Here is a 26,282-nt window from a genome sequence, read left to right as displayed (position 1 = left end):
ATGCGGTGCTGACGAATGTTCCGCCGCCCAACGCAATGGAACCGAAGCACGGCTCGCGCGTTGTGCCTCCCGCGGTAGTGTACCGCGAGGGGCAGTTTTTATTCACGACAGTCGTCATCGTTATCCACCAGGGCTGTGAGGGGGCGCTGTGAGTACGCTGAAATCCAAGTCGCAGTTGGACCGTCGCCAGATTTTGAATGCGCTCAAGGCCTTCCGACGAGGCGACTTCTCTGTGCGCATCGACAATATATATGAGGGGCTCGATTCCGACATCGCAGACACCTTCAACCAGATCGTGGAGATCAACGATCAGGTCACGCGCGAGTTCGAGCGGCTGAGCAGGGTGGTCGGCAAGGACGGGCGGATTGGCGAGCGCGGCCATGTGCGCAATGCCACAGGAAGTTGGGAAACAAGCGTCCGCTCCGTCAACGATCTGATCGAGGACATGGTTCAGCCGACGACGGAAGTAGCCCGCGTCATTGGTGCGGTTGCCAAAGGCGACCTGTCGCAAACCATGATGGTGGAGATCGACGGCCGGCCCCTGCGGGGCGAGTTTCTCCGTATCGGCAAGGTCGTCAACACGATGGTCGGGCAATTGGGGTCCTTCGCTTCGGAGGTGACACGCGTCGCCCGCGAGGTGGGCACCGAAGGCAAGCTCGGCGGCCAGGCGCGCGTGAAGGGCGTGGCCGGCACCTGGAAAGACCTGACCGACAACGTCAATGCCATGGCGACCAATCTCACTGGGCAGGTCCGCAACATCGCCGAAGTTACCACTGCCGTCGCCTCGGGCGACCTGTCGAAGAAAATTACCGTCGACGTGAAAGGCGAGATCCTGGAGCTGAAGAACACCATCAACACTATGGTGGACCAGCTCAATTCCTTCGCCTCGGAAGTGACCCGTGTGGCGCGCGAGGTCGGCACCGAAGGCAAGCTCGGCGGTCAGGCACGCGTCGAGGGGGTCGGCGGCACCTGGAAAGACCTTACCGACAACGTGAACTCGATGGCCGAGAACCTGACGGGTCAGGTCCGCAACATCGCCGAGGTCACGACGGCCGTTGCGCTCGGCGACCTTTCGAAAAAGATCACCGTCGATGTGAAGGGCGAAATTCTCGAACTGAAGAACACCATCAACACGATGGTGGACCAGCTCAATTCCTTCGCCTCGGAAGTCACTCGCGTGGCGCGCGAGGTCGGTTCCGAGGGCAAGCTGGGCGGTCAGGCCCAGGTGCGTGGTGTCGCCGGCACATGGAAGGATCTGACGGACAATGTGAACTCGATGGCGGAAAACCTGACCGGACAGGTTCGCAACATCGCCGAAGTGACGACGGCGGTCGCGTCGGGCGATCTGTCGAAGAAAATCACGGTGGCCGTTCAGGGCGAGATCCTGGAGCTCAAGGACACCATCAACACCATGGTGGACCAGCTCAATTCCTTTGCGTCCGAGGTGACGCGCGTTGCCCGCGAGGTGGGCACCGAAGGCAAGCTTGGCGGCCAAGCCGACGTGAAGGGCGTCGGCGGTACCTGGAAGGACCTGACCGACAGCGTCAACCTGATGGCTGCCAACCTTACGGGCCAGGTGCGCAACATCGCCGAGGTGACCACAGCCGTCGCGCGCGGCGACCTGTCGAAGAAGATCACGGTCGACGTCAAGGGCGAAATTCTGGAACTGAAGGACACCGTCAACACGATGGTGGATCAGCTCAATTCCTTCGCCTCGGAAGTGACGCGCGTGGCGCGCGAAGTCGGCTCGGAGGGTAAGCTCGGCGGCCAAGCGCATGTCGAAGGCGTCGGCGGCACCTGGAAGGATTTGACCGACAATGTGAATGCCATGGCCGGCAATCTCACGGTGCAGTTGCGTGACGTCTCCAAGGTCGCGACCGCGATCGCCACCGGCGACTTGACGCAAAAGATCACGGTCGACGCTCTGGGCGAGATCCTGCAGATCAAGGACGTCATCAATACGATGGTGGATCAGCTCAACTCGTTTGCGTCGGAAGTGACGCGCGTTGCGCGCGAGGTCGGCTCGGACGGCAAGCTGGGTGGGCAGGCGCAGGTGCGTGGTGTGGCCGGTACGTGGAAGGACCTGACCGACAATGTGAATGCCATGGCCGCGAATTTGACCGGCCAGGTGCGCAACATCGCCGAAGTGACCACTGCCGTCGCGCTTGGCGATCTTTCCAAGAAGATCACGGTCGACGTCAAAGGCGAAATTCTGGAGTTGAAGTCGACGATCAACACCATGGTCGACCAGTTGAACTCATTCGCCGGAGAGGTGACCCGCGTCGCCCGCGAGGTCGGCACCGAGGGCAAATTGGGTGGCCAGGCCCAGGTCCGCGGCGTCGCCGGCACCTGGAAAGACCTCACCGATAACGTGAATTCCATGGCCGAAAATCTCACCGGCCAGGTGCGTAATATCGCCGAGGTGACCACCGCCGTCGCACGCGGCGATCTGTCGAAAAAGATCACGGTGGACGTCAAGGGCGAGATCCTGGAGCTGAAGTCGACGATCAACACCATGGTCGATCAGCTGAACTCTTTCGCCGGGGAGGTGACGCGCGTGGCGCGCGAGGTCGGCACCGAGGGCAAGCTCGGCGGCCAGGCTCGCGTCGAGGGCGTTGCCGGCACCTGGAAGGACTTGACCGACAACGTCAACCTGATGGCCACCAACCTTACCAACCAGGTGCGCGGCATCGCCGATGTCGTGACCGCAGTGGCGCAGGGAAATCTGCGCCGCAAGCTTACCGTCGATGCCAAGGGCGAAATCGCCTCGCTGGCCGATACCATCAACGGCATGATCGAGACGCTCGCCACCTTTGCCGACCAGGTGACCAACGTCGCGCGTGAGGTCGGTATCGAAGGCAAGCTTGGCGGCCAGGCTCGTGTGCCGGGCGCGGCCGGGCTCTGGCGCGACCTGACGGACAATGTCAATCAGCTCGCAGCCAATCTCACGACCCAGGTGCGTGCCATCGCGGAAGTCTCGACCGCGGTGACCAAGGGTGATCTGACGCGCTCGATCAGCGTCCAGGCGTCAGGCGAGGTGGCGGCGCTCAAGGACAACATCAACGAGATGATCCGCAACCTCAAGGATCAGACGCTCAAGAATGCCGAACAGGATTGGCTGAAGACCAATCTGGCGCGTTTCTCACGCATGCTGCAGGGCGAGCGCGATCTGGCTACGGTGTCGCGTCTGATCATGTCGGAGCTGGCGCCGCTGGTGAACGCGCAATACGGCGTATTTTATGTAACCAATCGGGAAGAAGACGAGTCCTATCTCGAGCTCGCGGCATCCTATGGCGCCGAAAGCAAGGGCTCGATGAAACAGCGGCTTGACCTGCGCGAGGGCCTTATCGGCCAAAGCGCTGCCGACAAGCGTGCGATCGTCCTCGACAATGTGCCGCCGGACTTCCTGCGCATTACAACCGGCCTCGGCAGCGCCGCGCCGGCCAATGTCATCATCCTGCCCGCGCTCTTCGAAGACGAGGTCAAGGCGGTGATCGAGCTTGCCTCCTTCAGTGAATTTCGCGACACGCACCAGTCCTTCCTCAATCAGCTGATGGAATCCGTCGGCATCGTGCTCAACACCATCGCGGCCACGATGCGCACCGAAGGTCTGCTCAAACAGTCGCAGCTTCTGACCTCCGAACTGCAGGCGCGGCAGACGGAACTGACGAAGAAGCAGGAGGAACTGCACGCCACCAATGAAGAGCTGCAGGAAAAGGCGCAACTGCTCGAAAACGAAAAGAAGCAGGTGGAGAACAAGAATCTCGAAATCGAAATGGCTCGGCGGGCGCTCGAGGAGAAGGCCGAACAGCTCGCGCTGACCTCCAAGTACAAATCCGAATTTCTGGCCAATATGAGCCACGAGCTGCGCACACCGCTCAACTCGCTGCTCATCCTGTCGAATCTGCTGGCCAGCAACCAGCAGGGCAATCTCAACGACAAGCAAGTCGAGTTTGCCCGAACCATCAATTCGGCCGGGACCGACCTGCTCAGCCTTATCAACGACATTCTCGATCTGTCCAAGATCGAGTCAGGCACCGTTTCCGTCGAGATCAACGACATGCCGCTGGCGCATCTTCGCCAGCACATGGAACGCACGTTTCGTCAGTTGGCTGCCGATAAGGGGCTGGGCTTCACCATCGAACTTGATCCCGGACTTCCTGAGACCGTCCGCACCGACGAAAAGCGGCTACAGCAAATCGTGCTCAATCTGTTGTCGAACGCGTTCAAATTCACGTCGACCGGTAAGGTCAGCCTCACCTTCAGGCCCGAGAAGATCACGCGGCGCAATGGTGTCCAGGCGCCCAAGGCGGTGGCCATCGCGGTCACGGATACCGGCATCGGCATTCCCGAGGACAAGCAGAAGCTGATTTTCGAGGCTTTCCAACAGGCCGACGGCACCACCAGCCGAAAATATGGCGGTACCGGGCTCGGCCTTTCCATCAGCCGTGAGATCGCGCGGCTGCTGGGAGGCGAACTGAGAGTGGAGAGCACGCCCGGCAAGGGTTCCACATTCACGCTCATCATCCCCATCGAAGGTCCGCGGGCGGTTTCGCAGCCCGTCATCGTCGAACAGGACGTGATGGCCCCCGCGGCCGGTGCTTCGGTTCCCGAACTGATCGACGATCGGGATGCGCTCTCTCCCGAAGACCGGGTCGTGCTGATCATTGAGGATGACCCCACCTTTGCCGGGCTGCTGCTGGGCATGGCTCGCTCCGCGGGCCTCAAGGGCGTCCTGTCCACGGCGGGTTCCGGGACGGTGGCGCTGGCAAGAAAATTGGTCCCGGATGCGATCACCCTGGATCTCGGCCTTTCGGATATAGATGGCTGGGTGCTGTTCGACCTTCTGCGGCACGACCCCAAGACCGCGGGCATCCCGATACATGTCATATCGGGTGCGGAAGACACGGCAGGCCTGTTGCGCAATGGCGCCGCCAGCGTCTCGACAAAGCCCGTATCGTCGGACGACCTCGTGAAGGTGTTCGAGGACATTCATTCGAGCAAGTTGCGCCTGCAGCGCAATGTCCTGATCGTGGATGCCGATCCCGAGCGGCGGCTCGCCTTGGTCGAAGCGATTCGCGATGGCGTCACTTCCGTCGCGCCTGTCGGTCGGATCGCCGCAAACGGGCGGAGGATGGAGTTCGATGCGTATGACGCGATCGTGCTAGGCTTCGGAAGGTCGGGCAAGGACAATGCCAAGATGATCGAGGATATGGCGGGCTCTCTGGAGAAGCTGTCATCCAAGCTTGTGTTCTTCGCACCTTATCCGGAGGCGCTGGAGCAACTGATCGGGCTGAGACCGGAGTTGGCGGACGTTGCCCGTGCCGAGAATGTTGGCCAGCTGGCGCTGCTGATGTCGGCAACCCTGCCACGGGATAGTCGTACGAACGGGGCTGCGGCCGCTCAACGATCGGATGGGTCCGATCTTGCCGGCGCCAAAGTTCTCATCGTCGACGACGACATTCGCAACATCTATTCGCTGACCAGTGTGCTCGAAACATATGGCATTGAGGTTCTGCATGCCGAGCGTGGTCGCGACGGCATCGCGCTGCTCGAGCAAAATCCAGACATGGACGTCGCGCTCATCGACATCATGATGCCTGAGATGGACGGTTATGAGACCATGCGGCAGATACGTGGCATGCCGCCAATCGCGCATGTCCCCCTGATCTCGGTGACTGCCAAGGCGATGAAGGGCGACCGGCAAAAGTGCCTTGATGCTGGCGCCTCGGACTACATAGCAAAGCCTGTGGATCTTGACCTTTTGCTCGCGCTGCTCCGGGTCTGGATCGGTCGATCGAGACAGCACGCCCACCCGTCAGAGAAGCTCGTGGCGGTCATGTGACGGGTCGGCAATGCAAAGGATGCTGAAGACCAAAACCGAGCATCGTGCAGCCCTGTCGGAGGTGGCGCAAGGCGCGCGCATCCTCGCCGTTGATGATGACGATCGCAATCTCCTGGCGATCAGCGAAGTCCTGGCTGGAGTGGGCGAGGTTGTCTGCGCACAATCCGGCGAGGAGGCATTGCGGTTTCTTCTGAAGGAAGAGTTCGCCGTTATCCTTCTGGACGTGCTGATGCCGGGATTGGATGGATACGAGACCGCCTCATTGATCCGCCGACGGGAGCAGTCGAGGCGTACTCCGATCATCTTCCTGACTGCGATCAACAAGGAAGAAGCGCATATGCTGCGCGGCTACGATGCCGGTGCGGTTGATTTCGTCTTCAAGCCCTTCGATTCAGCCATGCTGCGTTCGAAGGTGGCCGTGTTCGTCGAACTGCACGAGAAGACCCTTGAAATCCGGCGCAAGGCGATCGTGGAGCAGACGCTGCTGGAGCAGGCCCTCGAATCTCACAAGTCAAGACTCGAAGCGGAGCGAGCCTTGCGTGTCGCCGAGCAGCGTCAGGAAGCGATCCTGCAGTCAGTTCCGATTTGCTTTCATGCCCGATCGCCGGAGCCGCCGTTCGACGCTCGCTTCGTCACCAACGGTATCGAGCGGTTGACGGGATTTTCGGCCGAGCGGCTGACGTCCGAACCAGGTTTTGGCCTCAGCCGTGTGCATCCTGACGACTTGCCGGATGTCGAGGCCGCTCTCCTCGGCGCCAAGGCGGCTGGCTCGTACAGTTGCGAATTCCGTTGGCAATGCGCCGATGGCAAATATCGGACCTTTCTGGATCAGGGGATCTTTTCGCATGATCCCCTGGAAGGTTCCGACGAGATCGTCGGCACCTTGCTCGACATAACCGAGCGGCGCGAGCTTGAAGACAGGCTGCTCAAGGCGCAGCGCCTTGACGCCATCGGCAAGCTTACAGGCGGACTTGCCCATGATTTCAACAACCTGCTTGCGGCAATCCTCAGCGGGCTCGGGCTACTCGAGCGCAGCACCGCGCTCGACGAGCAGGGAAAAAAAGTGCTCGACCTTACAAGGCGCTCAGCCAAACAAGGCGCCGATCTGATCAATCGCATGCTCGCCTTCTCGCGGCGGCAGCACCTGAAGCCCGCACCTTTGCAACTTGCCGGCCTGGGCGAGACCCTGACCGGGCTTGTCGCGCCGGTGCTCGGCGGTCTGGTTCGTTTCGAGTGGCAAATAGATGACTCAGTCTGGCCGGTGCTCGTGGACGCAAGCCAACTCGAACTCGCCCTCATGAACCTGGTTTTCAACGCGCGCGACGCAATGCCCACGGGTGGTTCGATCACCATACGCGCCGAAAATCATACGGCCGACGGTCGCTCCGACGAACTCGGCCAAGGCGACTATGTCGTCGTCTCGGTCATCGACACTGGTTCAGGCATTCCGGCCGATATCGTGTCGAAAGTCATAGAGCCCTTCTTCACGACGAAACCCGTCGGCAAGGGCACCGGCCTTGGCTTGAGTACCGTCTACGGCTTTGCGAAGCAGTCGGGCGGCACGCTTCGGATCGAGAGCATTGTCGGGCGAGGCACGGCGATGCACCTGTGGCTGCCACGATCATTGAAGCAGCCGGCTCGATCGGTCGAGCAGCGCCAGGTCAGCCAACCTCGCATTGACGGCAACGGCGCCCAGCCGTCTATACTGTTGGTCGACGACAGTGATGCGCTGCGCGAGTTGACGGCTGCGTCATTGAGGCAAAGCGGCTTCGATGTGACATGCGCCGCCGGCGGGGCCGAGGCACTGGCCAGGATCGAGAAGGCGCCGCAGGATTTCGACGTAATCGTCACTGATTTCGCCATGCCGCTCGTGTCAGGCTTGGACGTGATTCGATTTGCGCGCAGCCTGAAGGCGGATTGGCCTGCGATCATCATTACCGGTTATGCCGACACCAAGGAAATCGGCGATCTGCCGGCGGATGTTGCTTTGCTCGCGAAGCCCTACAAAGACCAGGAGCTTGTCGAGTCCATACTGATGGCGAGACGGAGGCATAGCCGCCCCTGAGGCGGAGCCGGGCGATCGTCAATTTCACTCCCGCCTCGCCACCAGCCGCAGCCATGGCGCAAGATGGAACGCCGCCATCAACAGATACATCGGCGCCATGCCGCCGAGCAGCGAGGCGCCCGACATGCACATCATGTCGTGGCCGCCATAGGCGGCTGTCAGCAGGGCCATTGCCGCGAAGGTCGGCGCCGCGGCGAGGCAAAGCCAGTCGGCGAGGCCGAAGCCGCTCAGACTGGTCGGGCGAGGGGAGTCGATGCTCATGATATCCACCTTCTGAAGCGGTCGGGTTTTGCAAGCGCCGGAGAGAGGGAAAGGCGTGGCGAGATCGGCTCCGGCGGCTCGCGGCCGCCGGAGTCGCTTCAGGCTCAGGCGTTCTTGTTGCGAAACGCCGCTTCGCCGGCATCCGACACCTCGACCCACCTCTGGTCGGGCGCGGCGCCTTCCTCGTAGTTGTCGTGCCAGTTCCACCATTTGTAGGTCTGGGTCTGCGGATAGCCCTCGGGCGAATCCTCCCACACCTCTTGCCGGCCGAGCGCGGTGACGTCGAGATAGCTCCAGACGGTGCCGAACGCTTCGTCGCCGCGGTTGTTGACGAAATAGGTGCGGAAGATGCGCTTGCCGTCATGGATGAAGACGTTGTGGCCGTGCCATTCGTCGACGCCGAAATCCTTATCCCAGCTGTCGGTGATGGTGTACCAGGGCATCTTCCAGTCCATGCGGTTCTTCAGCCGCTGGATGTCGGCTTGCGGCGCGCGCGAGGCATAGGCAAGCGTGGTGTCGCGCGCGTTGAGATGGGCGAGGTTGCCGACCATGTCGGCGCCGAGCGAGCAGCCGCGGCAGGCATGTTCGGGCCAGCCATAGACGCCCGGCTCGAAGAAGGCTCGGTAGATGACGAGCTGGCGGCGGCCTTCGAACAGGTCGAGCAGGCTCGCCTTGCCGTTCGGGCCTTCGAAGACATAGTCCTTCTTGACTTCCATCCACGGCATACGGCGGCGCTCGGCGGCCAAAGCGTCGCGGGCGCGGGTGAGCGCCTTTTCCTTCACCAGCATCTCTTCATAGGCGCCTTCCCACGCTTCCTGCGAAACGACCGGCGGTGTCTTCATGTGTTGGGTCATTGCTCTTGTCCCGTTCTTGGGTTTGGTTGGGGGTGACGAGGACAGACATAGGCCGCATGGTTCGATGGTGAGAGTTACAAGTGTGACGCGATTTGATCCGGCGCACCCTGGGGCGACGGCATGGATTCGCTGATCAACGCCGCCGGCCGCGCGCTTGCCGCGGGCGATCCGCTCGGCGCCTTGAAGCGTGTCGCGCTGCGCGACGATGCGCCGGCGCTGGCGCTGCGCGGCATCGCGATGGCGCAGCTCGGCGATTTCGCCAAGGCCAAGGCGCTGCTGAAGGACGCGGCGAGGGCCTTCAGTTCGAGGGAGACCGTCGCCCGCGCCCGCTGTGTCGTCGCCGAGGCCGAGATCGCGCTGGTCTCGCGCGACCTTGGCTGGCCGGAGCGGGCCTTGCGATCCGCCCGCGCAACGCTTGCGGCACATGGTGATCGGCTGAACGCCGCCTATGCCGGCAGCCTCGAGGCGCGCCGCCTCATCCTGATCGGTCGGCTCGACGAGGCCGAGCGCCTGCTTTCGGACTTCGATCCGGCGCCGTTGCCGCCGGTCGCGCGCGTCGCCCATGAACTGGCGGCGGCCGGCATCGCGGTGCGACGCCTCAGGACGAAGGCGGCGCGCTCGGCATTCGGCCGGGCATCGCTCGCCGCTTACGAAGCCAACATCCCGGCATTGAAGGCCGAAGTCGAAGCGGCATCCCTGGTTCTGAACACGCCAGTCGGCCGGCTGGTCGCGCGCGGGACGGAGAAAGAGCTCCTGCTCGACGAAGTCGAGGCGTTGCTGACCTCGGGCGCGCTCGTCGTCGATGCCTGCCGCAACGTCGTGCGCGAGGCAGATGCGGTGGTTTCGCTCGCGACCCGGCCGGTGCTGTTCGCGCTGGCGCGCACGCTTGCCGAGGCGTGGCCGGCTGACGCATCGCGCGAGAGGCTGCTTAAGCGCGCCTTCCGGGCGAAGCATGCCGATGAATCGCATCGCGCGCGGCTCAGGGTCGAGATGGGGCGGCTGCGTGCCGAGCTCGCTGAGCTTGCCGAGATCAATGCGACCGCCGGCGGCTTTGCGTTGACGCCGCTCAACGCCTCCGGGGTCGTCGTGCTGGCGCCGCCGGTCGAAGACGAGCATGGCGCGGTGCTCGCCTTTCTGACCGATGGCGAAGCATGGTCGAGCTCCGCGCTGGCGATCGCGCTTGGCGCCAGCGCGCGCACCGTGCAGCGGGCGCTGGAAGAGCTGTCGGCACAGAACAAGGTGCAGGCGGTCGGCCGGGGCCGGGCGCGACGCTGGATGATGCCGCCGGTGACCGGATTCCCGACTGTGTTGTTACTCCCCGGTCCGCTGCCGACCGACTAGTCTGCGGCCATTGTTCGAATGGAGATTGAAAATGAAACGAGCCGCAGCCGAGATCCTGCGTGAATATGGACCGTTCCCCGGCGTCGAGCGCGTCAATGGAGTCACCTATGACGGCGAAAATGTCTGGTTCGCCAGTGGCGACAAGTTGAACGCGCTCGATCCCGACAGCGGCAAGATCGTGCGTACGATCGATGTCGCATCGCATGCCGGGACTGCCTTCGACGGTGAGTATCTCTACCAGATTGCCGAGGATCGCATCCACAAGGTCGACCCCAAGATCGGCAAGGTCATCGCAACCATTCCTGCTCCCGGCAACGGGGGCGATTCAGGCATGGCCTGGGCCGAGGGTTCGCTCTGGGTCGGCGAATACCGGGCACATAAGATCCATCAGATCGATCCCGAAACGGGCAAGGTGATCCGCACGATCGAATCGAAGCGCGTCGTTACCGGCGTCACCTGGGTCGATGGCGAGCTCTGGCACGCCACTTGGGAGAGTGAGGAGGGCGATCTGGTGCGCGTCGATCCCGACACGGGCGGCGTGCTGCAGGAGCTGGCGATGCCTTCCGGCGTGTCGGGGCTGGAATCGGACGGCGGCGGCTGCTTCTTCTGCGGTGGCGGGAGCAGCGGCAAGATCAAGGCCGCAAAGCGTCCGGGACACGGCGGCAAGTAACGGACCGGCGGAAGGGGCGGCCGGGTCAGGCTGCCTCGCGCGCCGGCCGCGTCATGGGCTTGTTCGAAGCCTTCGCGGCGTTCGGCCGGTCGACATGCGCCCAGGCTGGCCGCTCGAACAGGAAGGTGCCGAAGCCGATGCGCTTGACGATGAAATAGAGCACCACCGGGCTGATGACCGAGACGAGCAGCACTGCCAGGCTCAGCATGCCGGTGTCGGTCAGAAGGCCGCTTGCGAGCATGACGCCCCGGAAGATCGACATCGGGATGGTGAAAGCGACATAGACGACCAGTGAATGCTCGCCGAGCCAGCGTAGCCACTCCATCGAGGCGAATTTCGACAGGAAACCGCCGGCCACGCACAGTGCCACCGCGCCGGCGACGGCGAGCGTAAGATGCAGCGGCGGCCATGCCGCCAGGCCCATCTGCATGCCGACCGGCTGCATGGCATAGCCCGGCGAATAGACGAGCAGGCCGTTGACCAACGCCCAGGCGAGCAGGCCGGCAACGGCGATCACCGGACGAGCCTGCGTCCATTCGACCAGCCGGAAGATCAGCGGCGCCAGCACGAAGCCGAGATAGAAGAACACGAAATAGGCCGCGAACTGCTCGAGTGCGTAGCTGTCCGGCTTCGGCGCCCACATCTGCAGCGCGGCGGCAGCCAAGATGACGATCCAGTGCGGCACGCGAAGCTCGCGCAGCACGCGGATGGCGATGCCGAAAACCGCAAGCATGTAGATGAACCACAACACGCCATAGGGCTGGACGACCGCCATTGCGAGGTCGTGCAACATGCCGGCGGGATCGCCACTGAAGATGCCGATCTTCAGCCCGATCGAGATGACCGCCCAAAGCACGTAGAAATAGAGGTAGTGGACGACGCGCCGGTCGACATAGCGCCGCCACGGCCGGTCTATCACCTGCGACAGGAACAGGCCCGAGATCAAAAAGAATTCCGGCATGCGGAAGGGCGTCGCGAAGCCGATGACATAATGCAGGAAACCGACGCCGCCGGTATATTCGCCGGTGTTGTAGGCCGAGTACATCATCACCACCAGGATGATGGAAAGGCCTTTTGCCGTGTCTACCCACGGCATACGGTTCGGGTTGGTCATGAACGATCTCGAGGAAATTTACCTGTCCAGACTGTAGCGGACCGGCACGTCCCGCGCAGCATCAAGCTTCCATTAACGTAAACGCGGCCCTCGTTCCGGAGGCGGCCTCAACGATCGGCCGATGTCGGAGCCACGGCGGCAGAACGCGGCTCGCGCATCGTCACCGCGACGATCGCGCCCGACAGGAAGGTCAATGCGGCAATGGCCAAGATCGCCGCGGCGAAGCCGAAGAAATCCGCGATCAGGCCGGCGGACAGCGCACCGATCGCGTAGCCGAGGTCGCGCCAGAAGCGATAGACGCTGAGCGCGCGTGCCCGCCAGGAGGGATGCGAGGCGTCCGACACCGCGGCGATCAGGCTCGGATAGACCATGGCGGTGCCGAGGCCGAGCAAAAGGCTCGCCAGCAGCCACCAGCCGAAATCGCGCGTCATGGCGGTCAAGAGGAGCCCGGCTGCCTGCGCCCACATGCCGGCGACGATCAGCCCCTTGCGGCCCCAGCGGTCGCTCAACGGCCCGGTGGCGACCTGAAGGATGCCCCACACCGCCGGATAGACCGCCTTGAGGATGCCGATGCGCTCGACGCCGAGCCCATTGGCGACGAAGAAGAGCGGGAACAGCCCCCAGCTCATGCCGTCATTCAGGTTGTTGACCAGGCCGGCCTGCGAGGCTGCGAACAGATTGCGATCGCCGAACGAGGTCAGCATGAAGATCTCGCGGAAGCTGAGCGGCGAAGCCTGTTTTGGATGATTGGCCAGCTCCAGCCGCACATGCTCGCGCGTGTCGCGCACGAGCAGGATCGACAGCGCCGCACCCAGAACCGCATAGCCGACGCCGAGATAGATCGGCACCGGGCGCAGCCCGTAACGGCTCGCCAGATAGCCGGTGAGGAATGCCGTGACGCCGACGGCGAGGTAGCCGGCGAACTCGTTGAGGCCGACGGCGAGCCCGCGCGATTTCGGTCCGACCAGGTCGACCTTCATGATCACTGTCATCGACCAGGCGAAGCCCTGGTTGATGCCGAGCAGCGCGTTGGCGGCGACGATCCAGCCCCAGCTCGGCGCCCAGATGATGATGAACGGCACCGGCAGGCCGAACAGCCAGCCGAGGGTCAGCACGCGCTTGCGGCCCCATCTGTCGGCAAGCTGGCCGGAGACGAGGTTGGCGCAGGCCTTGACCACGCCGAAGCTGACGATAAAGGACACGACCAATGTGGTCGACGCGACGCCGAATTCCTCCGCGCCAATCAGCGGCACGACGGTCCGTTCGATGCCGACCATGCCGCCGACAAAGGCGTTGATCAGCACCAGGAGCGAAAATTGCTTCCAGTTGGCCTTGAGGCCGAGCGCGACGGCGGACGCCGCTGTGCTCAAGGTTTCGCTCCGGCGTTGAGCGCCCGGGTCCGGGCAGCCTCCGGCGGCGGGGGAGGAATGTCGGCGGTCATGGCGGCGACGAACTCACCCTCGTCCTCGATCCGGAAGACCTTGTTGAAGCGCCGCTCGAAGCCGATGGTCGATGTCGGCTTGCCGCTCAGCGAACGACCACAGACCGAGCCCGAATAGGCGCCGGGCAGCACCTCGATGTGATCCGCCAGTTCTTTTAGCCGCCGCACGCTGGCATAGAGCGCACGCGCCCCGTCCTCCACGCTTGAAGCAAGCTCGGTGCGACCGAGATCGCCGACCATCAGCGTGTGCCCGGTGAACACGAACCAGGGTTCGCTCGATCGCGTCCGGTCGGTGACCAGAAGGCTCAGATGCTCCGGCGTGTGGCCAGGCGTGTGCATCACCGTCGCCGTCACGTTGCCGAGCTCCAGCACCTCGCCGTCCTTGACGCGCCGGAACGGGAAGTCGGCTGCAGCACCTTCGAACAGCACGTATTCGGCGCCGGTCGCTTCGGCCAGCGCGCGTCCCGCCGAGATATGGTCGGCATGGATGTGCGTGTCGACGACATAGAGGATGCGCATGCCTGTCGCGCGCGCCGCCTCGATATAGGGCGCGATGTCGCCGATCGGATCGACGACTGCCGCGCACGCCTTGCCGCCGCAGCCGAACAGATAGGATACGGCAACCGGGTCGGTGTGCAGGAATTGCCTGAGTATCATCGCTTTCCCTCCGAACGAGCAGCTGCGCCGCTGGCAAGCCGCTTCGCTTGACAGCAATGGTCGAAACCGTCATTCAATTACTCCATTGAATGACGGCAGAAAGGTCGATGTCAATCCGCAATCCGAAACAGGCGCTCTACGAACAGTTCGCGATCGTTGCCAGGGCGCTCGGCCACCCGCTGCGCTTGGAGTTGATCGAGCACATCGCGCAAGGGGCGCGCAGCGTCGAGGCGCTCGCCGCGAAGCTTGGCCAGCCGGTCGCCAACATCTCCCAACATCTGCAGGCGCTGCGCCGCGCCGGCATCGTCTCGGCCGAGCGCGATGGAAAATTCGTGCGCTATTCGCTCGCCGATGCGAGCGTGCTTTCCGCCTTCGCCGCCGTGCGCGGCGTCGCCGAGCGGCAGCTTGCGGAGGTCGACCGCATTGTGCGCGGCTATTTCGACGCGCGCGACGATATGCGACCGGTCACGCGCCATGAGCTTCAGAGGCTGATGCGCGATGGCCTTGTGACGGTGATCGACGTCCGCCCGGCGGACGAGTTCGCGCTCGGCCATGTGTCCGGCGCCATCAATGTGCCGCTGGGAGAAATCAAGGCCTGGTCGGCCGATGCCGCTGTCGGCCGTGAAATCGTCGCCTATTGCCGCGGCCCGTGGTGCGTGATGTCCTTCGAGGCGGTCGCGACGCTGCGCTCGCTCGGGCATTCCGCGCGCCGGCTGGAGGACGGCATGCCGGAATGGAAAGCCGCCGGCCTGCCGGTGGAAGTGGTTGGCCGATATTGCGGCTAAGTAGGCGGGCAGAATGCTTCCCAGCGCAAAGGCCACTAAGCGCCAATTGCACCGTCTCGGATACCGCCGCCGAGATTGACGGCAACGCGGACGAAGAGCCCGCCGGAACCCGCGTTGCCAACAAACGTTTTCTTCGACGTGGCCTAAAACGGCCGTAAGGAGGATGCGAAAATGAAACTCAAGCTACTTGCACTGAACGCGATGGCCTTCACAATGCTGACTGGGGCCGCGATAGCGGGCTCGACATCTGGTACCTCGGCGCTCGACGATCCGGCCAAGATGGCGCCGTTTTTCACCGACGCTGGGATGAAAACTCTCAGAAGTGACGCCGACTTTAAAACGGCATGGATGTCGATGAAACCTGACGAACGCACCGCGGTATTGAAGGACTGCGGCGATACGACTCTTAACAAATCGCACGCCGAATTTTGCGCTATGGCAAAGAAGATGGGCGGCTAAGCAGCCTGCCTGACATCAGGCGTGCATCGACCGACCCGGCAGGCCTGCCGGGTCGCAGGTGAGCTGCGTTCTGCCCCAAATCTCAGTCCTTGGCGCGCTCGACATACGAGCCGTCGGCGGTCATCACCACGATGCGCGTGCCGGCGGAGATGTGCGGCGGCACGGCGGTGCGCACGCCGTTGGAGAGCACGGCGGGTTTATAGGAGGAAGACGCCGTCTGGCCCTTGGTGACCGGTTCGGTTTCCACCACCTCGAAGACGGCGCGCTGCGGCAGCGTCAGCGAAATTGGCACACCGTTGAACTGCGCGAGTTGCACGGCCATGCCTTCCTGCAGATAGGGCGCCATATCGCCGACCACGGCTTCGGAAGCCACGACCTGGTCGTAGCTTTCCGGGTTCATGAAATGAAAACCTTCGCCATCGGAATAGAGGAAGGTGTGCTCGCGTTCCTCGACATAGGCGCGCTCGACCATTTCGGTCGTGCGGTAGCGCTCCGAGATTTTCACTCCGTCGCCGATGCGGCGCATGTCGAGCTGGGTCACCGGCGTGCCCTTGCCAGGGTGGATGTTTTCGGCAAAGAGGATGACATAGAGCTTGCCGTCCTTATCGACGACGTTGCCTTTGCGTAAGGAACTGGCGATGACCTTGACCACGATATTCGATCCCGTTCGAGTTTTTCGGCCTGCAAGCGTCGATTTCCGCGAAGCGGCGACGGCGGCCATCGCGTGCGCCCTAGCGCATCTTGCGCCGAACCGCCAGCCTTCGCAGCGATTTTCCTGCCCGTGACAGCCGCTTCGCCCTGGTGGACGCCTGATATACACGCCGATCGCCGGCCGCGGCTGATGGCGCGCAATGCCATTGCCGCAGCACTTCGCGGCTGGTTCGCGGAGTGCGATTTTATCGAGGTGACGACCTCGGCGCTGCAGGTCTCGCCGGGCAACGAGGCGCATCTCGCCGCCTTCGCCACTGAGGCGATCGGGCCGGACGCATCGCGCCGGCCGCTCTATCTCCACACCTCGCCGGAATTCGCCTGCAAGAAGCTGCTTGCCGCCGGCGAGGAGCGAATCTTCAGCCTAGGTCCGGTCTGGCGCAACCGCGAGCACGGACCGCTGCATCACCCCGAGTTCACCATGCTCGAATGGTATCGCGTCGGCGAAACTTACGAGCGCCTGATGGACGACTGCGCCGAATTCCTGGCGCTCGCCGCGGAAAAGGCCGGCGCCAGGAGTTTCCGTTTTCGCGGCCGCGAGGCTGATCCGTTTGCCGAGCCGGAGCGGCTGAGCGTGGCGGATGCTTTCACGCGCCATGCCGGTATCGACCTGCTCGCGACCGTTTCAGTCGACGGCAGCACCGACCGCGACGCGCTTCACGGAGCGCTGGCCGGAGCCGGCCTGCGCACCGCGCCCGACGACAATTGGGCCGACCTGTTCAGCCGGGTGATGGTGGAAAAGATCGAGCCGGCACTGGGGCAGGGGCGCGCCACCATCCTTTACGGCTATCCGATCTCGGAGGCGGCGCTCGCCCAGCCGAGCGCCGAGGACCCGCGCGTCGCCGAGCGCTTCGAGCTCTATTGCTGCGGCGTCGAGCTCGCCAACGCCTTCGGCGAGCTTACCGATGCGGCCGAGCAGCGCCGCCGCTTCATCGCAGAGATGGACGAGAAGGAGCGCGTCTATGGCGAACGCTATCCGCTCGACGAGGATTTCCTCGCCGCTTTGGCCGTCATGCCGCAGGCCAGCGGCTCGGCCCTCGGCTTCGACCGGCTCGTGATGCTGGCGACGGGGGCAACGAAGATCGATGACGTAATCTGGGCGCCGGTGGCCGGCTGACGCTCTTCATGACGCTGCGGCAAAGCATCCCGCGTGAACCACAGCGATTGCCTTGAGATTGCCGCATCCGCCATTGCACAAGCGTCGGTGGAACAATAGATGGTGCGAATGCATCTGCATCCATGATGGTGCCCCATTGGCTTCTATGGATGGTGCCTAAGCATCCAAAGCCGGCGAGGTTCGCCTGACGGACTGCTTGAACAAACAGGAACAACCCTATGACCGATAAGCTCGACGCCGCGAAATTGACCGACCGCGTCGCGGCGCTCGTCGAGGCGGCCAAGCGCGCCGGCGCCGACGCCGCCGACGCGGTGGCGGTGCGCGGCCGCTCGACCGGCGTCTCGGTCCGGCTGGGCAAGGTCGAAGGCACCGAATCCTCGGAGAGCGAGGATGTCTCGCTGCGCGTCTTCGTTGGTCAGCGTGTGGCGAGCGTCTCGGCGACCGCCGCCTCCGATCCGAAGGCGCTCGCCGAACGCGCGGTGGCGATGGCAAAGGTCTCGCCGGAGGACCCATTCCAGGGCCTCGCCGACCCCGCGCTGCTTGCCCGCAATTTGCGCGATCTCGATCTTTTCGACCCGACCGAGGTGTCGGCAGATCAGTTGAAGGAAGCAGCCCTTGCCGCCGAAGCGGCGGCATTGGCCGTCAAAGGCGTCACCAATTCCTCGGGCAGCAGCGCCGGCGCCGGTTTGGGCGGTATGGTTCTGGCCACCTCGCATGGCTTTGTCGGCCAGTATGTCGCCTCGCGCTTCTCGCGTTCGACCAGCGTCATTGCGGGTGAGGGAACCGCGATGGAGCGTGACTACGAGTTTTCGTCGCGCCAGCATTTCGCCGACCTCGACGCGCCGGAAGACATCGGCCGCAAGGCCGGCGAACGCGCGGTGCGTCGTCTCGGCGCCCGCAAGGCCGCAACCGGCCCGGTCGACGTGGTGTTCGATCCGCGCGTGGCGCGCGGCATAGCCGGCCATCTCGCCGGCGCCATCAACGGCGCGGCGGTCGCCCGCAAGACCAGCTTCCTGCGCGACATGATGGGCAGAGAGGTGGCTTCGGCCGCGATCACCGTCACCGACGAGCCTTTGCGACGGCGCGGCCAAGCCTCGCGCCCCTTCGACGGCGAAGGGGTCGAAGGCGAGAAACTGCTGATGGTCGACAAGGGCGTCTTGAACCACTGGTTCCTGTCGACCTCGGCCGCGCGCGAGCTCGGCCTCGTCACCAATGGGCGCGGCTCGCGCAGCGGCTCGTCGGTCTCGCCGTCCTCGACCAACCTTGCCATCGAGCCCGGCGAGCGTTCGCCGGAAGACCTCATCGCGTCGCTGAAACGCGGCTTCTATGTCACCGAGGTCTTCGGCCAGGGCGTCGACATGGTGACCGGTGAATACAGCCGCGGCGCCTCCGGCTACTGGATCGAGAACGGCGCGCTGGCCTATCCGGTGGCCGAGGTGACGATCGCCTCGAACCTGAAGACCATGTTCCTCAACATGGTGCCGGCGAACGACCTCGACCGCAATTTCGGCACGGCGGCGCCGACCCTCCTGATCGAAGGGATGACCCTTGCCGGCGCTTGACCAATTGACATCGAGCGCCGCCGGCGACGATCTCGCTTTGCTGCGCGAGGCCGCCCGCGAGGCGGGCGCCATCGCTATGCGCTATTTCGGCAACAATCCGCAGGTGTGGATGAAGGGAGGCACCTCGCCGGTCAGCGAGGCCGATCATGCGGCGGACGCCTATCTGCGCGAGACCTTGCTCAGGGCGCGTCCCGACTACGGCTGGCTGTCGGAAGAGACCGCCGACGACCATGCGAGGCTGTCAGCGCGCCGCACCTTCGTCGTCGACCCGATCGACGGCACGCGCGGCTTTCTCGATGGCCTGCATTCCTGGTGCGTCAGCGTCGCCGTGGTCGAGGACGGGCGCTCGCTCGCCGGCGTGCTCGAATGCCCGGCCAAGGGCGAGACTTATTGGGCGCTGCCGGGCGAGGGCGCCTATCTCAACGACAAGCGCATCCATGTGCGTCCGCTGGGCGAAAGCGTCGATATCGGCGGACCCAAGCCGCTGGTCGATCTGATGCCGCAAGCCTGGCGGGACAGGCTGCGGCGGACCGCCTACATTCCCTCGCTTGCCTACCGGCTGGCGATGATCGCCGCCGGCAAGCTCGACGCGACCTTCGTCAAGCCGAACGCGCATGACTGGGACATCGCCGCCGCCGATCTGATCCTCACCGAGGCTGGCGGCGCACTGCTTGATCGCACCGGCAAGCCGCCGCGCTACGCCGGCGAGGTAATCAACCACGGCGCGCTCGCCGCAGGCAGCGGCGAACTGCTTGGCGTGCTCGCCGGCCTCATTGCCAGTATTGACCAGGGGTGAGTCGGCCCGCAGTTCCAAAATCGGCCGCTTTGGGCTAAACGTTTCACAAAACTCATGAATCTGCGAAGGATCGGCATGGCCGTGGAAGACGGAAAGAAACAGCTTTTGCACCTCGTGTTTGGCGGTGAGCTGAAAAAGCTGGGTGGAACCGAGTTTCGTGACCTGGACGCGCTCGACATCGTCGGAATCTATCCCGACTATCAATCGGCGCACGCCGCTTGGAAGGCGAAGGCGCAGGCCAGTGTCGACAATGCCCACATGCGTTATTTCGTTGTTCATCTGCACCGTTTGCTCGATCCAGAATCAAAGGCCGGCGGTTGACGTCGATGGAGCATGAAGCGGTGAACGGGGCGACCGGGCGGCGCGCCGCCAGGCGCGGCGGAACGCGCACGTTATGGCGGCGCATCCGCGAGCCTTTGGCGCAGTCGAGTTTCGTCAAGAACTTCATCGCCAGCCTGTTCGCCTGGTTCCTGCGCCTGATTCGGCTTACCAGCCCGCTGGTCGATGGCTCGACCCAGGTTGCCGGCGGCGCCTATGCGCATCTCGAGCCCGGCATCATCGCGCTCTGGCACGGTCAGCATCTTCTCACCCCTGCCTATTATCCCAAGGGCCGGAAGCTGGTCGCCATGGTCTCGCGCAGCGCCGATGCCGAGCTTCAGGCGCAGATGCTCGAGAAGTTCGGCATCGAGGCGGTGCGCGGCTCCGGCGGCCGCGACAGTTCGAGGCATCTCGACAAAGGCGGCGCCAAAGCCTTGATCGCACTAAAGAAATCCCTCGTGATCGGCAAGAACGTCGCCATGATCGCCGACATTCCGAACGGCACGCCGCGCGATGCCGGGCTCGGCATCGTCCTTCTGGCAAAGCTTTCCGGCCGGCCGATCCTGCCCTCGGCCATCGCCACCAGCCGCCGCAAGGTGCTGGAGAAGAGCTGGGACAAGACCACCATCAACCTTCCTTTCGGCCGCTCGGCGGTCATCGTGGGCCCGCCTGTCTTCGTGCCGGCCGATGCCGACGAAGCCGAGATGGAGCGCAAGCGCCAGGAGGTAACCGTCTCGCTGAACGCCGCGACGGCCGAGGCCTATCGCCTCGTGGATGGCGGCAAATGAGCGAGCGTTGGGCACGCGTGGCCCTGACGGCCTACCGCTATGCGGGGGCGGTCGCCTATCCGCTGATCGGACCCTATGTCGCCTGGCGCGCCTCGCGCGGCAAGGAGGATCGCGCCCGCCGGCGCGAGCGCTACGGCGTTGCCGGCCGTCCGCGGCCGGAAGGGCCGGTGATCTGGATCCATGCGGCGAGCGTCGGCGAGACGATCGCGGTGGTGCCGCTGGTCGAGAGCATCCTCGACTATGGCGTCAACATCGTTCTGACCACCGGCACGGTGACATCGGCCAAGGTCGCCGAAGAGCGCCTCGGCAGCCGCATCATCCACCAATATGTGCCGCTCGATCTCAAGCCGGCGGTAAGTCGTTTCCTCGACCACTGGCGGCCGGAACTGGCGATCATCGCCGAATCGGAGATCTGGCCGATGACCATCCTGGAACTTGGCGCGCGCAACGTGCCGCAGGTTCTGGTCAACGGCCGGCTGTCGGACCGTTCCTTCATGTCTTGGAAGAAGCGCGCCAGTGTTGCCGAGGCGCTGTTCGAAAACCTTGCCCATGTCATCGCCCAATCGGATGTCGACGGCGAGCGGTTCCGCGCGCTCGGCGCCCGGCCGGTCACCGTATCCGGCAACCTCAAGGTCGACACCAACCCGCCGCCGGCCGACGAGCGGGCCTTGGCCACCTTGCAGCGCCAGGTCGGAGAGCGCCCGACCTGGGCGGCGATCTCGACCCATGATGGCGAGGAGGTCGTCGCCGCCGAGGTCCATGCCAGCCTGCACAGGCGCCATCATGGGCTCTTGACCATCGTCGTGCCGCGCCACCCCGACCGCGCCGACGCGCTTGCCGCGCAGATTTCCGGCATGGGCCTTTCGGTGGCAAGGCGCAGCAAGGGCGACCGCATCTCGCCCGATACCGATATCCTTCTGGGCGACACGATCGGCGAAATGGGTCTTTACCTGAGGCTAACCGAGATCGCTTTCGTCGGCCGCTCGCTGACTTCGGAAGGCGGCCAGAACCCGCTCGAGCCGGCAATGCTCGAAACCGCCGTGCTGGCCGGCCGCAACGTGCAGAATTTCCGCGAGGCCTATCAGCGCCTGCTCGACAGCGGCGGCGCCAAGCTGGTTCGCGACCGCGACATGCTGACCGGCGCCGTCAACTTCCTTTTGACCAACGAGGCGGCGCGCCACGAAATGATGGCGGCGGGTGCTGCCACCGTCGACGAAATGCGCGGCGCGCTCGCCCGCACGCTGAAATCGCTGGAGCCCTATATCCAGCCCCTGGTCGTCAAGGCGCGCCTGAAAGGCGCTAACGGGCGCTAGCGCATGACGCTAAAAATCGTGGGACAGCTGCGATGACCAGCGAAGCGCCGCCCTTCTGGTGGGAAAAGCCGGACTGGCGCGTGCTTGCGCTGTCGCCGGCATCGGCGGTCTATGGACTGGTCGCCGGCCGGCGCATGCGCCATGCTCCGCGCGAGAAGGTCGCGGCACCCGTGCTGTGCGTCGGCAATCTCACCGTCGGCGGCAGCGGCAAGACGCCGGCCGCCATCGCCTTGGCCAAGCAGGCCAAGCGCATGCAGCTCACGCCAGGCTTCCTGTCGCGCGGCCATGGCGGCTCGTTCGCCAAGCCGCATGTCGTCGACGCGCATCACGACGCCGCCAAGCATGTCGGCGACGAGCCGCTGCTTCTGGCCGAACATGCCCCGGTTGCGGTGGCGGCGAACCGTGCTGCCGGCGCGAAGCTGCTCATCGAGCAACATGGCTGCGACTTTCTGATCATGGATGACGGGTTCCAGTCGGCGCGCATCCATATCGACTATGCGCTGGTGGTGGTCGACGCCCGCTTCGGCATCGGCAATGGCCGCGTCATCCCGGGCGGGCCGCTCCGCGCCAAGGTCGTCGACCAGCTCGTGTTCACCAGCGGCTTGCTGAAGATGGGCGAGGGGGCCGCCGCCGACGGCGTCGTGCGCCAGGCGGCGCGCGCCGGACGGCCGATCTTCTTGGCGCATGTCGAGCCGGCGGATCCGTCGCGCTTCGCCGGCGGCCGCTTCCTTGCCTTCGCTGGCATCGGCCATCCGGAGAAATTCTTCGACACGGTGCGCGACACGGGCGGCGAGGTGGTTCAGTCCCGCGCCTTTCCGGACCACCATTTCTACGCCCAGGACGAGCTAGCCGATCTCTTGACGCTTGCCCGGCAGGAGGGGCTGCGGCTCGTCACCACGGCCAAGGACGCAGCACGGCTGCGCCATGGCGAGACGCCCGCCGGTTTCCTCGATCAACTGGACGTGCTCGATATCGAGGCCGTGTTCGAGCTCGATCATGTGCCCGAACGCATCATAGACGAGACGCTCGACGCCTGGCGCCAGCGCAAGATGCGGGGCTGAGCTTCGGGACCCGGTCGGCGCTGACGGGCGAAGGCGTGTCACGGAAGCCGATGCAACGGTTTTCCGCGAACCGAAATTATCCCCGCTTGCGCAATTCCGGGTGTATCTCGATCTCGCGGGCAAGCGAGACCGCAGCGTTCACATAGGGCTCCTGCCGCGCGACGCTCCAATATTTGAGTTCGTCGAGGGGAATGTTCTCGCCCGTCACCGCGCAGCGCACGAAAGAGCCGGGACTGGTGACCTGAAAGTCGCCGTCGAGATAGCGGATCCGGGCTTCCCTGCCGCCCGGGCCTTCGAAACGGTTCATCATGAAAGGACGCTTGCGTTCATCGGGGTTTCAATCGCCACAAATCGCAAGCAACGTCAAGCTTGACGCAATGCTCATCCGGTATGGCTGAACTGCAAAATGGTTTCCGGAAGCCGGCATGGACATCACCTCGACCCGTTTGAACGCGCTGATCGGTGAAGCGCTCGCCCCGCAGCCGGTGCCGTCGCCCAAGGCCGATCCTGCGGTGGCGGCTTTGATCAAGACGCTGGTCCAGCCGCAGGCGCCCTCGACGGGGCAGGCGGCGCAAATCGCGGCCCAGTCGCTGCAAAGCACGCAGCCGCGCCCCGCCGTCCAGGCGTCGCAACGCCTGTCGTCCGCAGAGGTCGAGGATGCTTACCGCGCCGTCATGGAGCCGGATGCCGCCACCGACGATGCGCCGGCAAGGTCCGCGACGGGCAGGGCGGCGACGGATACCGATCAGGCTCCGCGCGGCTTCGCCTCACCGCAGGCAGCGATTGCCGACAATACGCCCAGGGCGTCGGTTGCGCCGGCATTGTCCACATTTTCGCCGCCCGCCGCTTCCGCCGCAGTGCTGGTCGCGGCGAACGCCAATGCGCCGCAGCCTCGCGGTGCCGCGGTCCGTCCGGCTGGTCATGCGCCGCGCTCGGATGCTGCTGCGGTATCGCTCTGGACGATATCGGCCGTCACGGCCATCGTCTCGGCGGTGACCGCGACGATCATGGTGCTGTTGCTTCGCTAGACGTCGTCCTGCAGGAAAGCTTCGAGCTTTTCCGGAGCAAGCCCTGCCTGCTCGGCAATGCGCCTGGCAAGGTCAGCCGCGGCCGCGCGCGGCCGGCCGACCGGACGGTCCATCCAATAGGATACCGGATTGAGCACAACGCGCCCATCGACGCCAACGATACGGCCGGATTGAAGCTGGTCCGCCGTCAGCGGCGGCCGCGCCAGCGCGATGCCCAGCCCGTGCGCCGCCGCGTCCAGCACCAGATTATAGTCCTCGAAACGCCTGTCCTGCGGACGGGGACGGTAATCGACGTCTTGCGCGGCAAACCATGCGCGCCATGCGGACGCGTCGGAATCGTTGATCAGCGGGAATTTGAGCAGCCGCGCAGGATCGCCTCGCCCTATCTCCTTCGCCAACTCGGGCGAGGCGATCGGGAAAATATACTCCTCGAACAGCTGCACCGAGACCCGGCCGGGGATGCGGCCGCGCCCGCAGCGCACCGAAAGGTCTATGCCTTCGTCGGCAAGGTCGGCCTGGCGGTTGTCGACGTCGAGCACGATGCGCAGCTTGGTCGGATGGTTCTCGAGCGCCGCCATGCGCGGCATCAGCCAAAGCCCGCTGACCGACGGGATGGAGGCCAGCCGCACCACCGCGGTGCCGCGCGGCTCGACCCAGCGGTCGGAGTTGAACGAGATCAGCGCAAAGGCCTCGGCGGTCCGCAAATGCAGGCGGTTGCCCTCGATCGTCAACGTAACGCCGCGGGCATTGCGTTCGAACACCTTCAAGCCCAGCCAGTCCTCCAGCTTGGCGATCTGGCGGCTCACCGCGCCATGGGTGACGTTGAGTTTTTCGGCCGCCGCGGAAAAGCTCCCAGTCCGCGCCGCGGCGTCAAAAGCGCGCAACGTCTCAAGCGGCAGTATCTGGTCTGAGCTGTGATCCATGCTCACAGCTGACCCTTGAATTGGTCGTTTGTCAATTGGCCGGCAATGGCGTTTTCTGGATTCATGACACAGAAAGACGAGGTTACGGCAATGAGCGCTTACACCGGCACGTTGAATGAGACACAGCGCATGGACACGACCGCTGCGGTAGCGGTGACGTTGACGGTCATCGGCCGGGCCTCGGCCTTCCCGGCGATCCGCGCCGGCCTCGCCGCCTTCCAGCCGCTGGAACTCGGCGCGCTGCGCTTTGCCATCGCGGCGGTTCCGGCCGCCATATTTCTCGCGGTGAAGCGTCCGGCGCTGCCCAGGATCGACGAGCTGTGGCGCTTTGCCTTCGGCGGCGCCATCTTCGTCGCGCTCTACACCGCCATGCTCAATTTCGGCGAGCTTACCGTCTCGGCGGGTGCGGCTGGCTTCATCATCAATGTCAGCCCGATCTTCACGGCCATCATGGCCATGGCCCTGCTCGGCGAGCACTTCTCGGGGCTTGCCTGGCTGGGCACGGTCATTTCCTTCGCCGGCATCGGCATCATCGCGGTCGCCGACGGGCACGGCCTGCATTTCAACGTCGGCGCGCTGCTGGTGCTGGGCTCAGCACTTTGTTCCGCCGTCAACACCATCGTCCAGAAGCCGCTCTTTGCCCGCCATCATCCGCTGACGATCTCCGCTTCCAATATGGTGCTCGGCGCGCTCTGCCTGTCGCCCTTCCTGCCTGAAGCGTTTTCGCAGGCGGCGGTCGCCGACGCTGCCGGCCTTGGCGCCGTCGTCTATCTCGGCATCGTGCCTTCGCTGATCGCCTATGCCGCCTGGGCGACCGCGCTGTCGCGCTTGCCCGCCGCGCGCGCCTCGAACTTCCTCTACCTTGTCTCGCCGACATCCGCGCTGATCGGCTTCTTCTGGCTGGGCGAAGTGCCCTCGCTGCTCGGCATGCTCGGCGGCGCGCTGGCGTTGGGTGGCGTCATAGTGGTGAATTTGAAGCGGTAAATCGGATGGTTGAAGTCGTTTCCTGACTCAAGAAAAGAGCCGCTTCGAGCGGCTCTTTTCTTGCCCCCTCATCCGGCCGCTACGCGGCCACCTTCTCCCGGACGGGGAGAAGAGATTGGCGCCGACGCTGAAGGTCTCCTCTCCCCACCGGGGAGAGGTCAGCCGAGCGAAGCGGAGGCTGGGTGAGGGGCT

Annotated in this window: 23 protein-coding genes; 15 read left to right on the top strand and 8 right to left on the bottom strand. The window is 64.4% G+C overall.

Annotated features, from left to right (window positions below; translation table 11 throughout):
• Nucleotides 1-148 precede the first annotated feature (148 nt).
• Both FJW06_RS11890 and FJW06_RS11885 read left to right on the top strand, forming a co-directional pair.
• Nucleotides 149-5,845 (top strand): HAMP domain-containing protein, encoded by a 5,697-nt coding sequence (locus FJW06_RS11890; protein ID WP_246674582.1) that lies wholly within the window; start codon nt 149-151, stop codon nt 5,843-5,845.
• Nucleotides 5,846-5,864: 19 nt separating this feature from the next.
• On the top strand, nt 5,865-7,910 hold the full coding sequence (locus FJW06_RS11885) for a response regulator (protein WP_246674581.1): 2,046 nt from the start codon (nt 5,865-5,867) through the stop codon (nt 7,908-7,910).
• A 24-nt stretch (nt 7,911-7,934) separates the two neighbouring features.
• Here the strand turns inward: FJW06_RS11885 and FJW06_RS11880 are convergent, their stop codons facing one another.
• Together FJW06_RS11880 and FJW06_RS11875 are read right to left on the bottom strand one after the other, a co-directional pair.
• Complete coding sequence (locus FJW06_RS11880; RefSeq protein WP_140751786.1) at nt 7,935-8,171, bottom strand: hypothetical protein; 237 nt, start codon at nt 8,169-8,171, stop codon at nt 7,935-7,937.
• 104 nt (nt 8,172-8,275) lie between these two features.
• Nucleotides 8,276-9,025, bottom strand: a complete 750-nt coding sequence (locus tag FJW06_RS11875) for a DUF899 family protein (protein WP_140751784.1) — start codon at nt 9,023-9,025, stop codon at nt 8,276-8,278.
• Between the two features lie 120 nt (nt 9,026-9,145).
• On the opposite strand from FJW06_RS11875, the gene FJW06_RS11870 reads away from it, so the two are divergent.
• Both FJW06_RS11870 and FJW06_RS11865 read left to right on the top strand, forming a co-directional pair.
• The gene (locus FJW06_RS11870; protein WP_140751782.1) at nt 9,146-10,366 is read left to right on the top strand and encodes a helix-turn-helix domain-containing protein; all 1,221 of its coding nucleotides are present in this window, start codon (nt 9,146-9,148) and stop codon (nt 10,364-10,366) included.
• Between the two features lie 31 nt (nt 10,367-10,397).
• Nucleotides 10,398-11,036, top strand: a complete 639-nt coding sequence (locus tag FJW06_RS11865; protein WP_140751780.1) for a DUF5074 domain-containing protein — start codon at nt 10,398-10,400, stop codon at nt 11,034-11,036.
• Nucleotides 11,037-11,061: 25 nt separating this feature from the next.
• Here the strand turns inward: FJW06_RS11865 and FJW06_RS11860 are convergent, their stop codons facing one another.
• The 3 genes from FJW06_RS11860 to FJW06_RS11850 form a co-directional block, all read right to left on the bottom strand.
• The gene (locus FJW06_RS11860; protein ID WP_140751778.1) at nt 11,062-12,150 is read right to left on the bottom strand and encodes an acyltransferase family protein; all 1,089 of its coding nucleotides are present in this window, start codon (nt 12,148-12,150) and stop codon (nt 11,062-11,064) included.
• Between the two features lie 107 nt (nt 12,151-12,257).
• Nucleotides 12,258-13,520, bottom strand: coding sequence for an MFS transporter (locus FJW06_RS11855; RefSeq protein ID WP_140751776.1), 1,263 nt, complete (start codon nt 13,518-13,520; stop codon nt 12,258-12,260).
• Nucleotides 13,517-14,248 carry an MBL fold metallo-hydrolase gene (locus FJW06_RS11850; protein WP_140751774.1) on the bottom strand — a complete coding sequence of 244 codons (732 nt, stop codon included), beginning with the start codon at nt 14,246-14,248 and terminating at the stop codon, nt 13,517-13,519. Before FJW06_RS11850 ends, FJW06_RS11855 begins: the two co-directional genes overlap by 4 nt.
• Before the next feature lie 107 nt (nt 14,249-14,355).
• Between FJW06_RS11850 and FJW06_RS11845 the strand changes: the two genes are divergently transcribed.
• Nucleotides 14,356-15,033, top strand: a complete 678-nt coding sequence (locus FJW06_RS11845) for a metalloregulator ArsR/SmtB family transcription factor (protein ID WP_140751772.1) — start codon at nt 14,356-14,358, stop codon at nt 15,031-15,033.
• 171 nt (nt 15,034-15,204) lie between these two features.
• Complete coding sequence (locus FJW06_RS11840; protein WP_140751770.1) at nt 15,205-15,492, top strand: hypothetical protein; 288 nt, start codon at nt 15,205-15,207, stop codon at nt 15,490-15,492.
• An 82-nt stretch (nt 15,493-15,574) separates the two neighbouring features.
• Here the strand turns inward: FJW06_RS11840 and efp are convergent, their stop codons facing one another.
• The gene (gene efp, locus FJW06_RS11835) at nt 15,575-16,144 is read right to left on the bottom strand and encodes an elongation factor P (protein WP_140751768.1); all 570 of its coding nucleotides are present in this window, start codon (nt 16,142-16,144) and stop codon (nt 15,575-15,577) included.
• A 129-nt stretch (nt 16,145-16,273) separates the two neighbouring features.
• Between efp and epmA the strand changes: the two genes are divergently transcribed.
• The 7 genes from epmA to lpxK all read left to right on the top strand — a co-directional run bounded on the left by epmA (nt 16,274) and on the right by lpxK (nt 23,155).
• Nucleotides 16,274-17,317, top strand: coding sequence for an EF-P lysine aminoacylase EpmA (epmA, locus tag FJW06_RS11830; protein ID WP_140751766.1), 1,044 nt, complete (start codon nt 16,274-16,276; stop codon nt 17,315-17,317).
• 218 nt (nt 17,318-17,535) lie between these two features.
• Nucleotides 17,536-18,879: a TldD/PmbA family protein gene (locus FJW06_RS11825; RefSeq protein ID WP_140751764.1), complete on the top strand. Its 1,344-nt coding sequence runs from the start codon at nt 17,536-17,538 to the stop codon at nt 18,877-18,879.
• A complete protein-coding gene (locus FJW06_RS11820) occupies nt 18,866-19,675 on the top strand; it encodes a 3'(2'),5'-bisphosphate nucleotidase CysQ (RefSeq protein ID WP_140751762.1) in 810 nt (269 codons plus the stop codon). The genes FJW06_RS11825 and FJW06_RS11820 overlap by 14 nt, the downstream gene beginning before the upstream one ends.
• Nucleotides 19,676-19,750: 75 nt before the next feature.
• The gene (locus tag FJW06_RS11815) at nt 19,751-19,996 is read left to right on the top strand and encodes a DUF4170 domain-containing protein (protein ID WP_040986697.1); all 246 of its coding nucleotides are present in this window, start codon (nt 19,751-19,753) and stop codon (nt 19,994-19,996) included.
• Nucleotides 19,997-20,001: 5 nt separating this feature from the next.
• Nucleotides 20,002-20,781, top strand: a complete 780-nt coding sequence (locus tag FJW06_RS11810) for a lysophospholipid acyltransferase family protein (RefSeq protein WP_140751760.1) — start codon at nt 20,002-20,004, stop codon at nt 20,779-20,781.
• Nucleotides 20,778-22,094 carry a lipid IV(A) 3-deoxy-D-manno-octulosonic acid transferase gene (gene waaA, locus FJW06_RS11805; protein WP_140751758.1) on the top strand — a complete coding sequence of 439 codons (1,317 nt, stop codon included), beginning with the start codon at nt 20,778-20,780 and terminating at the stop codon, nt 22,092-22,094. The genes FJW06_RS11810 and waaA overlap by 4 nt, the downstream gene beginning before the upstream one ends.
• A gap of 32 nt (nt 22,095-22,126) precedes the next feature.
• On the top strand, nt 22,127-23,155 hold the full coding sequence (lpxK, locus tag FJW06_RS11800; protein ID WP_140751756.1) for a tetraacyldisaccharide 4'-kinase: 1,029 nt from the start codon (nt 22,127-22,129) through the stop codon (nt 23,153-23,155).
• A 76-nt stretch (nt 23,156-23,231) separates the two neighbouring features.
• On the opposite strand, the gene FJW06_RS11795 is transcribed toward lpxK, so the two are convergent.
• On the bottom strand, nt 23,232-23,465 hold the full coding sequence (locus FJW06_RS11795; protein WP_140751754.1) for a DUF2093 domain-containing protein: 234 nt from the start codon (nt 23,463-23,465) through the stop codon (nt 23,232-23,234).
• Nucleotides 23,466-23,580: 115 nt separating this feature from the next.
• Here FJW06_RS11795 and FJW06_RS11790 point away from each other — a divergent pair, with 115 nt between their 5' ends.
• A complete protein-coding gene (locus FJW06_RS11790) occupies nt 23,581-24,183 on the top strand; it encodes a hypothetical protein (protein ID WP_140751752.1) in 603 nt (200 codons plus the stop codon).
• Here the strand turns inward: FJW06_RS11790 and FJW06_RS11785 are convergent.
• Nucleotides 24,180-25,106, bottom strand: a complete 927-nt coding sequence (locus tag FJW06_RS11785; protein WP_140751750.1) for a LysR family transcriptional regulator — start codon at nt 25,104-25,106, stop codon at nt 24,180-24,182. The two genes, FJW06_RS11790 and FJW06_RS11785, sit on opposite strands and share 4 nt — an antisense overlap.
• A 90-nt stretch (nt 25,107-25,196) precedes the next feature.
• On the opposite strand from FJW06_RS11785, the gene FJW06_RS11780 reads away from it, so the two are divergent.
• Nucleotides 25,197-26,090 carry a DMT family transporter gene (locus tag FJW06_RS11780; RefSeq protein WP_140751748.1) on the top strand — a complete coding sequence of 298 codons (894 nt, stop codon included), beginning with the start codon at nt 25,197-25,199 and terminating at the stop codon, nt 26,088-26,090.
• Nucleotides 26,091-26,282 lie beyond the last annotated feature (192 nt).

It is taken from the genome of Mesorhizobium sp. B4-1-3, from assembly GCF_006439355.1.
Classification (GTDB): Bacteria; Pseudomonadota; Alphaproteobacteria; order Rhizobiales; family Rhizobiaceae; genus Mesorhizobium.
The sequence above is the reverse complement of the archived record's forward strand: the minus strand, read 5'-3'. Positions and strand labels throughout refer to the sequence as shown.

Bases quoted from the DNA above. Each gene is read 5' to 3' on its own strand.
- FJW06_RS11850 (WP_140751774.1), bottom strand. From the start codon at position 14,248: ATGATACTCAGGCAATTCCTGCACACCGACCCGGTTGCCGTATCCTAT.
- lpxK (WP_140751756.1), top strand. From the start codon at position 22,127: ATGACCAGCGAAGCGCCGCCCTTCTGGTGGGAAAAGCCGGACTGGCGC.
- FJW06_RS11810 (WP_140751760.1), top strand. From the start codon at position 20,002: ATGGAGCATGAAGCGGTGAACGGGGCGACCGGGCGGCGCGCCGCCAGG.
- FJW06_RS11865 (WP_140751780.1), top strand. From the start codon at position 10,398: ATGAAACGAGCCGCAGCCGAGATCCTGCGTGAATATGGACCGTTCCCC.
- FJW06_RS11785 (WP_140751750.1), bottom strand. From the start codon at position 25,106: ATGGATCACAGCTCAGACCAGATACTGCCGCTTGAGACGTTGCGCGCT.
- waaA (WP_140751758.1), top strand. From the start codon at position 20,778: ATGAGCGAGCGTTGGGCACGCGTGGCCCTGACGGCCTACCGCTATGCG.
- FJW06_RS11840 (WP_140751770.1), top strand. From the start codon at position 15,205: ATGAAACTCAAGCTACTTGCACTGAACGCGATGGCCTTCACAATGCTG.
- FJW06_RS11880 (WP_140751786.1), bottom strand. From the start codon at position 8,171: ATGAGCATCGACTCCCCTCGCCCGACCAGTCTGAGCGGCTTCGGCCTC.
- FJW06_RS11780 (WP_140751748.1), top strand. From the start codon at position 25,197: ATGAGCGCTTACACCGGCACGTTGAATGAGACACAGCGCATGGACACG.
- FJW06_RS11795 (WP_140751754.1), bottom strand. From the start codon at position 23,465: ATGATGAACCGTTTCGAAGGCCCGGGCGGCAGGGAAGCCCGGATCCGC.
- FJW06_RS11845 (WP_140751772.1), top strand. From the start codon at position 14,356: ATGTCAATCCGCAATCCGAAACAGGCGCTCTACGAACAGTTCGCGATC.
- FJW06_RS11885 (WP_246674581.1), top strand. From the start codon at position 5,865: ATGCTGAAGACCAAAACCGAGCATCGTGCAGCCCTGTCGGAGGTGGCG.
- FJW06_RS11825 (WP_140751764.1), top strand. From the start codon at position 17,536: ATGACCGATAAGCTCGACGCCGCGAAATTGACCGACCGCGTCGCGGCG.
- FJW06_RS11870 (WP_140751782.1), top strand. From the start codon at position 9,146: ATGGATTCGCTGATCAACGCCGCCGGCCGCGCGCTTGCCGCGGGCGAT.
- FJW06_RS11815 (WP_040986697.1), top strand. From the start codon at position 19,751: ATGGCCGTGGAAGACGGAAAGAAACAGCTTTTGCACCTCGTGTTTGGC.
- FJW06_RS11790 (WP_140751752.1), top strand. From the start codon at position 23,581: ATGGACATCACCTCGACCCGTTTGAACGCGCTGATCGGTGAAGCGCTC.
- FJW06_RS11860 (WP_140751778.1), bottom strand. From the start codon at position 12,150: ATGACCAACCCGAACCGTATGCCGTGGGTAGACACGGCAAAAGGCCTT.
- FJW06_RS11875 (WP_140751784.1), bottom strand. From the start codon at position 9,025: ATGACCCAACACATGAAGACACCGCCGGTCGTTTCGCAGGAAGCGTGG.